The following is an 11302-nucleotide window of genomic DNA, read 5'->3' as shown; positions in this document are numbered from 1 at the left end:
GGGGGCCCCCATTTGTACGGCTTACCAACGGGCGGGGCAATTAAAACCGTTCCCGTTTTTGGGGGGGTTGGTCTAGGGGTTCGCGGGGGGGGGGGGGGGGGGGGGGGGCGGAAGAACGTCATGCTGAGCGGAGCGCAGCGCAGCCGAAGCATCTCGCTCGCATCGTTGAACGATTGGGTTACTATCCCACGCGAGATGCTTCGGCTGCGCTGCGCTCCGCTCAGCATGACGTTCTTCCATCCCACCTCCTCACCTCCCCTCATCACCCCCGTCCTTTTATTACCTTTACGCTTATGCAAACCGTCGCCCCCGCCCGCCGCCTCGATACCGCCGTTTTCGACCTCATTGCCCGGGAGAAAACCCGCCAGACCCACGGCCTGGAGCTCATCGCCTCCGAAAACTACGCTTCGGAACAGGTGATGGCCGCCCAGGGCTCCGTGCTCACCAACAAGTACGCCGAGGGTCTGCCCGGCAAGCGCTACTACGGCGGCTGCGAAATCGTGGACCTGGTGGAGCAGCTGGCCATCGACCGGGTGAAGGAGCTCTTCGGCGTGGCCTGGGCCAACGTGCAGCCCCACTCCGGTGCCCAGGCCAACGCGGCCGTGTTCCTGGCCTGCCTGCAACCGGGCGACAAAATCCTGGGCTTCGACCTGGCCCACGGCGGCCACCTCACCCACGGCTCGCCGGTGAACTTCTCGGGCAAGTACTTCCGACCCAGCTTCTACGGGGTCGAAAAAGAAACCGGCCTCATCGACTGGGCCAAGGTGAAGGACATTGCCCGCCGCGAGCAGCCCAAAATGATAATCTGCGGGGCCTCGGCCTACTCGCGCGACTGGGACTACGCCGCCCTGCGCGCAGCCGCCGACGAGGTGGGCGCCCTGCTGCTGGCCGACATCTCGCACCCCTCGGGCCTCATCGCCACCGGCCTGCTCAACTCCCCGTTCGAGCACTGCCACATCGTGACCACCACCACCCACAAAACCCTGCGCGGCCCCCGCGGCGGCCTCATCATGCTGGGCCAGGACTTCGACAACCCCTTCGGCCTGAAAACCCCCAAGGGCGAAACCCGGCCGATGTCGGCGGTGCTCGACGGGGCGGTGTTTCCCGGCACCCAAGGCGGGCCGCTGGAGCACGTGATTGCGGCCAAAGCCGTGGCCTTCGGCGAGGCGCTGACCGACGACTTCCGGGACTACACCCGGCAGGTGGCGCGCAACGCCCAGGCGCTGGCCGCCGGCTTCGTGGGCCTGGGCTACGACCTCATCTCGGGCGGCACCGACAACCACCTCATGCTGATTGACCTGCGCTCGAAGGGCCTCAGTGGCAAGCTGGCCGAAAACACGCTGGTGCGGGCCGACATCACCCTCAACAAAAACATGGTGCCCTTCGACGACAAGTCGCCGTTCGTGACCAGCGGCATCCGCATCGGCGCCGCCGCCGTAACTACCCGGGGCCTGGGCGAAACCGACATGGGCCGCATCGTGGAATTGATTGACGAAACCCTGACCCACCACGACAACGACACCCGCATTGGGCAGGTGCGGCAGCGGGTGAACGCCTGGCTCCAGGACTACCCGCTTTTTGCGTAGGTTTTTACGTAAGAGCGTCTGAATAGTCAGAACGTCATGTCGAGCGCAGTCGAGACATCTCGCGTGCGGCAGTAATCCATTCGATTGGTTTGCTACTCCGGGCGAGATGTCTCGACTGCGCTCGACATGACGTTCTGATTTTGCCGCTTAATCTTTCCCCCTCTATATTCTTCCGTGCAACCACAACCACAACAAGCAAAAGCACCGGGCGAACAGCACGAAATGTCCTTCATCGACCACCTGGAGGCGTTGCGCTGGCACATCATCCGGGCGGCCATTGCAGTGGTGGTGTTCACCACCGGGGCGTTTTTTGCAAAGGATTTCCTGTTTCACGACCTGATTCTGGGGCCCTCGCGCAACGACTTCTGGACCTACCGCATGTTGTGCAAGCTCGGCCGGCTCTTCGACCCCACCGGGCCGTGCGCCGACCAGGTGAATTTCATCATCCAGAACCGCACCATGAGCGGGCAGCTGTCGATGCACATCAGCACCTCGTTCCTGGCGGGCATCATCCTCACGTTTCCCTACCTGTTCTGGGAGCTGTGGCGCTTCATCAAGCCCGGCCTGTACCCGCACGAACGGCAGAACTCGCAGGGGGCCGTGTTCTTCGTATCGGTGCTGTTCGTGCTGGGCATCCTGTTCGGCTACTACGTGGCGGCGCCGCTCAGCATCAACTTCCTGGCCTCGTACTCGGTCGATGCCAGCATCGAGAACCAGATTGACCTGCAGAGCTACCTGGGCACGCTCACGACCATGACGCTCTCGTGCGGCCTGGTGTTTGAGCTGCCGATGATAGTGTTCTTCCTGGCCAAGGCCGGCATCGTGTCGCCCGAAATCATGCAGGTCTACCGCAAGCACGCCATCGTGGTCATTCTCGTCATCGCGGCCGTTATCACGCCGCCGGACATCACCGCTCAGATTATCGTCACCATTCCCGTGCTGCTGCTCTACGAGCTAAGCATTCACATTGCCCGCGTGGTGCGGCGCGGCGACACGGCCCGCCTCAACGCTAAACTCAGTCAATAACGGTTAGTGGTCAGTGATTAGTGGTTAACGGGTATGATATCGTTGAACGACACTAATCACTAATCACTAATCACTAACCACTAATCACTAATATGATTCTTGCTCTTGGCTCCGACCACGCCGGTTTTGCTCACAAAGAAATGCTGCGCGCCTGGCTGGGTGAGCAGGGCCACGAAGTGCAGGACTTTGGCACGTTCACGGCCGACTCGATGGATTACCCGGACGTGGCCCACCCGCTGTCGGCCGCCGTGGCGGCGGGCGCGCCGGCCCTGGGCATTTTGCTCTGCGGCTCGGCCAACGGCGTGTGCATCACGGCCAACAAGCACGCCGGCGTGCGGGCGGCCATTGCGTGGCTGCCCGAGCTGGCGGCCCTGGCCCGGCAGCACAACAACGCCAACGTGCTGTGCCTGCCCGCCCGCTACGTGAGCGCGGCGCAGGCCCAGGAAATTGTATCCGCTTTTCTGACGACGGATTTTGAAGGCGGCCGGCACCAGCTCCGCGTGGCAAAAATAAACAGCTGAGTCCGGCTCAGTTGAATTTATGCCGGGCTGCTTGCTTGGGCTGCCCAGGCGGAGGAGGCGGTTACAAATAGCATTAAAGCGTGAAACTTGGTGGAAGGTGCTTATCTTTGACTAGCCCTATGTAGCCAAATTATGACGCGGCCCGGATTTTTGCTGATGTGGCTGCTGGCCTTGGGGTTAGGGCTGGCTCCCGCGGGTCCGGCGCTGGCCGCGCAGCCTTCGCCGCCCGGGGCCGATGCCCTGCGGCAACAACTGGCCGCCCGCTTGCCCGACACCACCCGCCTGCGCCTGCTCAGCGCCATGTGTTACCTGCTGCACAACGAGCAGCCCGCCCGGGCCGTGCGCTACGGCGAAGCGGCCGTGGCGCTGGCCCGCACCCTGGCCCCGAACGAGCAGGGCCCCGGGCTGCTGCGCGGCCTGCTGTGCCTGGCCAGTTGCCACGCCAACCTCTCGAACGGCCCCGCCGCCCTCGAATTGCTTTCCGAAGCCCAGGAACTGGCCCGCCGCCTCGACGACCCCGATGCTCTGGCGCGCGCGTTCACGGCCCAGGGCAGCGTCTACCATGAGCGGGGCGACTCCGCTACGGCCTGGCGGCACTACCGCCGCGCGTTGCAGCTGGCCGACCAGGCCGGCGTGGCCCCCCGCACCCGCATGCGGCTGCTGGGCAACGTGGGCAGCCTGATGTTTTACCGCCAGCAGTACCCCCAAGCCATGCACTTTGACTCGCTGGCCCTGACCCTGGCCCGGCGCGAAGGCGACTCGACGGCCCAGTCGACGTACCTCTCCAGCCTGGCGACCTACCAGATGCGGGTGGGCCGCCTGCCGCGGGTGAAGCGGCTGCTCACCCAGGCCCTGGCCATCAGCCGCCGCCAGCGCGCCGCCCGCAACCAGGCCAACCAGTTGATGCTGTTCGCGATGTATTACATCGAAACCGACCAGCCCAGCCGCACCGACCGGGCCGTGCGCGAAGCCCTGCGCCTGGCCCGCCAAAGCGACTACCTGGAACGGGTGCTCGATGCCTACAGCATTTTAGCGGCCGAGGCGGCGGAGCAGAACAACTACCGCCAGGCCTACGAGTGGAACAAGCGCTACGTGGAGCTGAACGACACCCTGAACAACCGCCAGACCATGCAAACCCTGGCCGCGGCCCAGGTCAGCTACGAAACCCAGGAGCGGACCCGGCGCCTGCGCCAGCTCACCGAACAGCGCGACGAGCAGCGGTGGCACAGCCGCTTGCTGGGACTGGCCGTGGCCGTGCTGGCGTTGGGGCTGCTGGTGTCGGTTTACCTGTACCGCAACCTGCGCCGCAACCGTTCGGCCCTGGCCGCCAACAACCAGGCCCTGGAAAAAGCGTCGGCGGAGCTGCGGGGCGTGGCCGCGTTCAAGGACAAGCTGTACGCCATTGTGGCCCACGACTTGCGCGGCCCGGTCATGGCCTTCGCGGGCGTCACCAGCCTGATTGATTCCTACATCGCGCAGAACGACCAAGCCGGTTTGTCCCGCCTGCCCGGCTTGGTTCGCCAAGCCGCCGACAGCCTCAACCACCTGCTCGACAACGTGCTGAACTGGGCCGTGAGCCAAACGGGAGAATTGGAGTGCCGGCCCGCGCCGCTGCTGGTGTCCGAGCTGTTTGCCGAATGCCAGGCCTTGTACCAGACCACGGCCGCCGCCAGTCGGCAGCACATCACCACGGCCGCCCCCGCCGGCCTGCGCCTGCTGGCCGACCGCAACATGACCCGCACCGTGCTGCGCAATCTGGTGGGTAACTCGCTCAAGTTTACGCCCGCCGGCGGCCACGTGCACCTGGAAGCCGCCCCCGACCCCGACGACCACCGAATGGTGCTGCTCAGCTGCACCGACACCGGGCCGGGCATGAGCCCGGCCACCGTGGCGGCCCTCATGAGCGGCCCGGCCCTGCCCGAGCCCACGCCCACCCCCCGCGCCACCGGCCTGGGCCTGGGCCTGGCCTTATCCCGCGCTTTTGTGCATCGCCACGGCGGCACGCTGGTCATCCAAAGCCGCCCCGGCGCGGGCACCAACGTCACGGTGAGCCTGCCAGCGGTGAAGTGACGCAGCGCTTAATGAAGAATGAGGAATTATTGGCCCTTCATTCTTCATTCCTCATCAAGCGCAGCGTCTCACCAAATCACTACCCGTGTCGAATCTGGGCGATAGAGCTTCTGGCCGGGCTTCACGCCGAAAGCTTCGTAGAAAGCGGGCACGTCGGCCATGGGGCCGTTCACGCGGTACTGGGCCGGCGAATGCACGTCGGTGAGCAGCTGGTTGGCGAGGCTCTCGTCCCGCGTGTGGTTCTGCCAGCCCAGGGCGTAGCCCAGAAAGTAGCGCTGCACGGGGGTCAGGCCATTGATTTTCTTGCCTTCCCGGTACTGCTTGGTTTTCTTGAACGCGTCGAGGCCGATGACGATGCCGCCCAGGTCGGCAATGTTCTCGCCGGCCGTGGCCCGGCCGTTGATGTGCAGGCTGTCGAGCAGGGTATAGCCGTCGAACTGCCGCACGATGCCGGCCACGCGCTGGTTGAAGCGCTGGCGGTCGCCCTTGCTCCACCACTCGTGCAGGTTGCCCCGGGCGTCGTACTGGCTGCCCTCGTCGTCGAAGCCGTGGGTGAGCTCGTGGCCGATGGTGCTGGCGCCCGCGTAGCCGTACACCAGCGCGTCGTCGGCGTCGGCATCGAGCAGGCCGGGGATGGCAAAGGCGGCGGCGGGCAGCACAATTTCGTTGTTCGAGCCGTTGTAGTAGGCGTTGTAGGTCTGCGGGGTCATGCCCCACTCGGTGCGGTCCACGGGTTTGCCCAGCTTGTTCAACTCGTATTGGTAGGCCCAGCGGTTGGCCCGCATTACGTTGGCGGCCAGCGAGCTGCGGTCAATCTGCAAAAACGAATAGTTTTTCCACTTGCTGGGGTAGCCCACCTTGGGGGTGATTTTGCGGAGCTTTTCCAGGGCCACCACTTTGGTGGGGGCGCTCATCCAGTCCACTTGCCGGATGTGGTCGGCGAAGGACGCCACCACGCGCTGCACCAGCGTGTCGTAGCGGGCCTTGGCCTCGGGCTTGAAGTATTCTTTCACGAAAAGCTGCCCCAGGGCGTCGCCCAAGGCGTTCTCCTGCATGTCGAGCACGCGCTTCCAGCGGGGCCGAATGGCTTTGGCGCCGCGCAGCACCGTGCCGTAGAAGCGGAAGTTCTCGTCGACCAGCGGGCGGCTGAGCGTGGGCGCAAATTCGCGGGCCACCTGCCAGGTAAGGTACGCCTGCCAGTCGGCCAGCGGCTTGGTCTTGAGCAGCCGCCCCACCGTTTGGTAGAACTCCGGCTGGCCCACGATTACCGTGTCGATTTTCTTGAGCCCCATCTGGCCCAGCCACTTTTTCCAGTCCAGGTTCGGGGTCAGCTTATTGAGCTGGGCCACGCTCATTTTGTGGTAGTTGGCGTACGGGTCGCGCAGGGCCTCCAGCTTGCGGGAAGACTTGGCCAGCGCCGTTTCCAGCGCCATCACCCGGGCCGCGTTGGCTTCGGCCGTGGCCGGGTCCTGGCCCAACAGCCGGAGCGTGTTGGCCACGTGCAGTAGGTACTCGCGGCGGATGTTCTTGGTGCGCGAGTCGGCGTTGAAATAGTAGTCGCGGTTGGGCAGGCCCAGACCGGCCTGGCGCAGGTAAAGCACCATCTTTTCGCTGTTCTTATCGTCCTGGCCCACGCGGGGCCCAATCAGCGCGTTCACGCCCAGTGGAATTTCGCGGGCAATAACGGCCGGCACCTCCGCCACCGTGCGCAGGGCCGCGATGCGGTCCAGCTCGGGTTGGATGGGCGCCACGCCCAGCTTATCGGCCTTCGCCGAATCAAGCCCCACGGCCCAAAAATCCCCGATTTTCTGCTGGTTGCTGCCCGCCCCCGCGCTGTTGCGCGCCGCTGCGACGCTGGTTTCGCGCAGGCGGGCATAAATTTCGTTCTGCACCTCCTTGCCAATGCCCCAGTTGCTTTCCGACGCCGGAATGGGGTGACTTTTGAGCCAAGCCCCGTTGGCGTAGGTGAAAAAGTCGTCGCCGGGCGCCACCGTGGTATCCAGCGCGGCGTGCAGCAGGTCGGGCGGGTTGCCGGTGCCGGCGGTCTGGGAAGAGTTGGACGGGCAGCCCGCGACGATGGCGGCCAGCAGCGGGAGCAGCAGCAAGAAACGTTTCATCCAGAAAAGTAACTGCCCGGAATTAAAAGAACCGCAAGCGCCGCTAGCGCACCTCCACCGCCAGCTGCTGCCGCGCGCCGCGCGCGTACTCCCGCACCGTGAAAAGCTACCAGCGGTAAGCCCGGGCCACGCGAGGCGGAGGGGCCGCTCACGGCTTTTGCCAGAACGCGGCCGGGCTGCTGGTGGTGTAGGTGGTGAACGTGACGGGGCCTACCTGCCGGGTTTTCGCCGCGGAAGGGGTGACGTTGGCGGCCGCCGGCACCAGCGAAACGTAGTGCAGCGCTTTGCCCGGGGTGCGGGTTTCCAGGTCGTACTGGCTGCTCACCGGGCACTGCAGGCGGTACAGGTTCTTGGCCATGTACTGGTAGAGGTAGTCCTCCTTGGTTTTAGACACCTTGTGGTTCCAGTTGGCCGTGGGGTTCACCAGCAGGGGCCGGCCGTCCACCAGCCGGGCGCGCACTTCCTCGATGCCGAGCAGCTGGCCCTGCTCGTTCATCACGTAAGCGTCGTTGGTGGGGTCCATCCACAGCCATTTTTGCTGGGTGGTTGAGTACACCGCGTTGATGACGTGGCTGTCCTGGTCGGTGGTGTCCTTGGGCAGGCAGCCCACAAACCGGGCCTTGTAGCCCATGGCCAGGTACACTTCGTTCAGCACCGTGGCCAGGCCCCGGCAGTTCAGGCCCCGCTTTTCGCGCTGGCACACCGTGAGCAAATCCTGCGCGTTGCGCAAGGCCGGGTTCTCGCGGTTGCCGTCGTGGGGCACCTGCTCGTGCACCCAGTGCAGCAAGTTGATGAAGCGCGACACCTCATTGCCGGCCCCCGCAACGGAGTCGAGCTTGTAGGTTTTGCGCAGCGCGACCAGTTGCGGATTATCAGCATCTTGGTAGCGGAAGGCCGGCAACTTCTGGTCGTCTTTGGCCGCGTAGCCTTTGGCCTGCTGCAACACGTAAACGTAGTCGCCGTGCTCCCGAATGGCGGCCAGCTGCTGCCGGAAGCCCTTGTCGTCGCGGATGAAGTCCAGGTCACTGTCCGCCTTGGCGTGGTTGTAGTCGCGGTAGCCGCTGCTCACGGCGCGCTCGAAGCTGCGCACGGCGTTGGGGCGGTCCTTCAGCAGGGCGTAGTAGCAGGCTTTGTTGTAGTGAACATCAGCCAGCAGGTTGCTAAAATTTTGCTTGGTGGCCGGAGCAAGTGCCCCGTAAGCCTGCTCCCATTCCGCGTAGCGGTCCAGAATTTGGCGGTATTGCTTGTCGGCCGACAAGGCCTGTATTTTCGGAAACAGGGCGGCGCAATAAGCAGCAAACTCCTCTTTGGTTCGGGTGGGCTGGGCCCGAAGCGTTGAGCCAATCAGCAGAAAGCCAATAAGTAAGAGCATCAGGCGTGGCATGGGCAGGAGCTGCGAAGTAGTGAAAAAGACGGGTGAGTCAGTATAATGCACGGCGCCGGTTCGCAGTTGCCTGCGGCGTGGCCTCGGGCTTCAATGTACTTCCCAACGCCAAACGGGCGCCGTTCTTGCCCACCCGCCGCGCTGAGCCTCGGGAATCCCTGCCTCTGGCGGAAAGAGCGTAGCCCGGCCTGGGGTGGCAGCGGGCGTGGCTTGCAAAAACAACGGGCTGGGCGAACTTACGCCCGAGAATAAGAGCCAGCGGGTGAAATTACCCCAACGCCACCCCTTTGCCTGAACGGGGCCACCGGGCGTCGGTGGTGGGCCCTGCGAAGGAGCGGCCGAGCGGAAAGGCCGTATGTTGAGGCCGAAATTAGCTTTTCCGTCGTCATGTCGCTCCGCTTCCTGCTCCTGCTCAACTTTGCCGCCGCCCTGTACCTCACCGGCCTCATCTGGACGGTGCAGGTGGTGCACTACCCCGCCTTCGGGCTGGTGCCCAAGGCGGCGTGGGCGGCCTTCCACGCGGCCCACACCCGCCGCATGGGCTACGTGGTGCTGGCTCCCATGGTGGCCGAGCTGGGCCTGGCTGCGTGGCTGGCCTGGGCGGGCCGGGCGGCCCTGCCCGGCGGCAGCGGCTGGTGGAGCTTCGGGTTGGTCGTGGTCATTTGGGCGGTCACGTTCTTCATCTCCGTGCCCTTCCACAACCGCCTGGGCCAGGGCTACGACTACATTGCCATCGACGGCCTCGTCCGCACCAACTGGCTGCGCACCCTGGCCTGGACGGCCCGGGCCGGGCTGCTGGGCTGGCTGCTGGCGCGGTAGGGCGCAGGTGCAACGGCTTCAAAAATTTTGCGTCCCGTGAATTTTAGCGACATGAAGCACAGGCTGTTCTTATTATTTCTGCTTCTGGGCAATGCTCCGGTTCGGGCGCAAGCGTCCGCCGCTGGTCCGGGCCCGGCAGTCACCGTCGAAGTCAACCGAACGTATTGCCTGGTGCGGTTTGTCGAAACGCTGGCCGGCGGCAGCGGCGGCTACGGCGGCTCGCGGCGGGTCTTCGAAAAAAGCCGGTTCAACACGCCCGCCGCCCGGCGCTGGCTGCGCCGCTACCAAAGCCTGGACCACGAGCCCGGCTACGACCGGGAAGGCTACCCCACCGACCGCATCGGCGGCCAGGGCTCCACCGCGCCGAGCTACATGGCCGCCAGTGCCGATGCCCAGGACCTGGCCGACTTGCAGCGCCGCACCGTGGGGCTGCTGCCCAACGAGGTTTTGGTCGCGCTCGACAGCGTGTACCGCTATTTCACGCCGGCATTCGACACCCTGGCTTGGCAGCCCCACGCGGCCGAGCTGGGCCGGCAGCGCACGGCCTACGCCCAGTTTTTAGCCCAGGGCCAGTTGATGGGCCAGTTTGGCCGGCTGCGGACCTTCTACGGCAGCGTGTGGCCCGATGCCGTGCCCTACCGCATTCAGCTCAACCCCCAGCTTGACCAGGGCAAAGGCTTTACCAACCACGCCACGGTGAGCGGGAACGTGGTGCTGCTCGACTGCCACCCCACTTCGCGCGATTTCGTGGCAGGCAGCGCCGTGGTTTTTCACGAAATGAGCCACTCGCTGTCGGTGCAGCAGCGGCAGCGCTTGCAGCAGCAACTGCAGGGCTGGTACTTGGGCAGCGCATCGCCGGCTCGTCGGGGGGCCTACAACCTCATGGAGGAAGCCCTGGCCACGGTGGCCGGCGAGTGGATGCACGCCCAGCAAACCGGCCGGCCCGAAACCGGCGAATGGTACCGCGACGACTACATCAACCGCTACGCCCAGGCGCTGTATCCGCTCATGAAGGGCTACGTCGAGCGCGGGCAAACCATCGACAGCCTCTTCGTCGGCCAAGCCATCGGCCTCTTCGAGCGCACCTTCCCGCGGGCCGCGACGGACTACGCCAACCTGTTTCGCCAAGTATTGTACTGGTCCGACGCCGACGATTACCAAGCGGCCGTGCAGCCCTTCAAAGACCAATTCAGAAGCACGTTCACCTACACGGCCACGCCAATTCTGAATTCCGCCAAAGCCCTGAGCCGGGCCCGGGGCGGCGAGTACCTGCCGGTTATTCCCGTCACCCGCCAGCACACCGCCACCCTGCGCTACCTGCGCCAACACTTGCCCGCCCTGCGCCGGCACCACCTGCGTCCTAAGCACAGCTTTGTGCTGAGCACCAACGGTCCCAACGGCCCGCTCATCCTGGTAAACGCGCACACCCCCGCGCAGCTGGCCGCCGCCGCGACGCTGCTGGCCCAGCAGAAGCACCTGAACGCCGCCCAGCCGCTGATGCCGCTCAAGTAGCGTTGGGCTGACCGGCGCCACTGCATCGGCCGACTTTTCGTCCGTCTGGCCCAAAATTCCGGGCCGGCTTTCCACCATTAAGAAGTAAATGCCGCCACCCGCCGCGGGGCCCCGCCGCCCGCGCCCTTAGAGGCTGTTTAAGTTAATCGGGCAAGTCGTCGGATGTTCGCCAGGTAAAGCCAGGCGTTGGCGTGGGTGGTTTTGCGCTCGTAGTCCTTGGCCAGGCGGCGGTTGGCGCCAGCCCAAGCGATGCTGCGCTCGACGACC

The 11302-nt window shown here is 65.0% G+C and carries 8 protein-coding genes; 6 read left to right on the top strand and 2 right to left on the bottom strand.

All coding sequences use genetic code 11. From position 1 onward, the window contains the following. The first annotated feature begins 293 nt into the window (after positions 1–293). The 4 genes from glyA (at position 294) to RMO51_RS01890 (ending at position 5203) form a co-directional block, all read left to right on the top strand. Entirely contained in the window at positions 294–1586 is a 1293-nt protein-coding gene (gene glyA / locus RMO51_RS01905) for a serine hydroxymethyltransferase (protein WP_310391496.1), read from the top strand. Between the two features lie 222 nt (positions 1587–1808). Continuing rightward, positions 1809–2612: a twin-arginine translocase subunit TatC gene (gene tatC / locus RMO51_RS01900; RefSeq protein WP_310391495.1), complete on the top strand. Its 804-nt coding sequence runs from the start codon at positions 1809–1811 to the stop codon at positions 2610–2612. 92 nt (positions 2613–2704) lie between these two features. Beyond that, on the top strand, positions 2705–3133 hold the full coding sequence (rpiB, locus tag RMO51_RS01895; protein WP_310391493.1) for a ribose 5-phosphate isomerase B: 429 nt from the start codon (positions 2705–2707) through the stop codon (positions 3131–3133). A gap of 132 nt (positions 3134–3265) precedes the next feature. Continuing rightward, positions 3266–5203 carry an ATP-binding protein gene (locus RMO51_RS01890; protein ID WP_310391492.1) on the top strand — a complete coding sequence of 646 codons (1938 nt, stop codon included), beginning with the start codon at positions 3266–3268 and terminating at the stop codon, positions 5201–5203. A gap of 68 nt (positions 5204–5271) precedes the next feature. On the opposite strand, the gene RMO51_RS01885 is transcribed toward RMO51_RS01890, so the two are convergent. Then, a complete protein-coding gene (locus RMO51_RS01885; RefSeq protein WP_310391490.1) occupies positions 5272–7320 on the bottom strand; it encodes a M13 family metallopeptidase in 2049 nt (682 codons plus the stop codon). A 148-nt stretch (positions 7321–7468) separates the two neighbouring features. After that, positions 7469–8692, bottom strand: coding sequence for a transglutaminase-like domain-containing protein (locus RMO51_RS01880; protein WP_310391488.1), 1224 nt, complete (start codon positions 8690–8692; stop codon positions 7469–7471). A 399-nt stretch (positions 8693–9091) separates the two neighbouring features. Between RMO51_RS01880 and RMO51_RS01875 the strand changes: the two genes are divergently transcribed. Together RMO51_RS01875 and RMO51_RS01870 are read left to right on the top strand one after the other, a co-directional pair. Next, positions 9092–9523, top strand: coding sequence for a hypothetical protein (locus RMO51_RS01875; RefSeq protein WP_310391487.1), 432 nt, complete (start codon positions 9092–9094; stop codon positions 9521–9523). Between the two features lie 171 nt (positions 9524–9694). Then, positions 9695–11035 carry a hypothetical protein gene (locus RMO51_RS01870; protein WP_310391486.1) on the top strand — a complete coding sequence of 447 codons (1341 nt, stop codon included), beginning with the start codon at positions 9695–9697 and terminating at the stop codon, positions 11033–11035. Positions 11036–11302 lie beyond the last annotated feature (267 nt).

The organism is Hymenobacter sp. (assembly GCF_031398885.1).
Taxonomy (GTDB): domain Bacteria; phylum Bacteroidota; class Bacteroidia; order Cytophagales; family Hymenobacteraceae; genus Hymenobacter.
Note: the sequence above shows the minus strand (reverse complement) of the source record. Positions and strands in the feature narration are given on the sequence as shown.

Bases quoted from the DNA above. Each gene is read 5' to 3' on its own strand.
- glyA (WP_310391496.1), top strand. From the start codon at position 294: ATGCAAACCGTCGCCCCCGCCCGCCGCCTCGATACCGCCGTTTTCGAC.
- tatC (WP_310391495.1), top strand. From the start codon at position 1,809: ATGTCCTTCATCGACCACCTGGAGGCGTTGCGCTGGCACATCATCCGG.
- rpiB (WP_310391493.1), top strand. From the start codon at position 2,705: ATGATTCTTGCTCTTGGCTCCGACCACGCCGGTTTTGCTCACAAAGAA.
- RMO51_RS01890 (WP_310391492.1), top strand. From the start codon at position 3,266: ATGACGCGGCCCGGATTTTTGCTGATGTGGCTGCTGGCCTTGGGGTTA.
- RMO51_RS01885 (WP_310391490.1), bottom strand. From the start codon at position 7,320: ATGAAACGTTTCTTGCTGCTGCTCCCGCTGCTGGCCGCCATCGTCGCG.
- RMO51_RS01880 (WP_310391488.1), bottom strand. From the start codon at position 8,692: ATGCTCTTACTTATTGGCTTTCTGCTGATTGGCTCAACGCTTCGGGCC.
- RMO51_RS01875 (WP_310391487.1), top strand. From the start codon at position 9,092: ATGTCGCTCCGCTTCCTGCTCCTGCTCAACTTTGCCGCCGCCCTGTAC.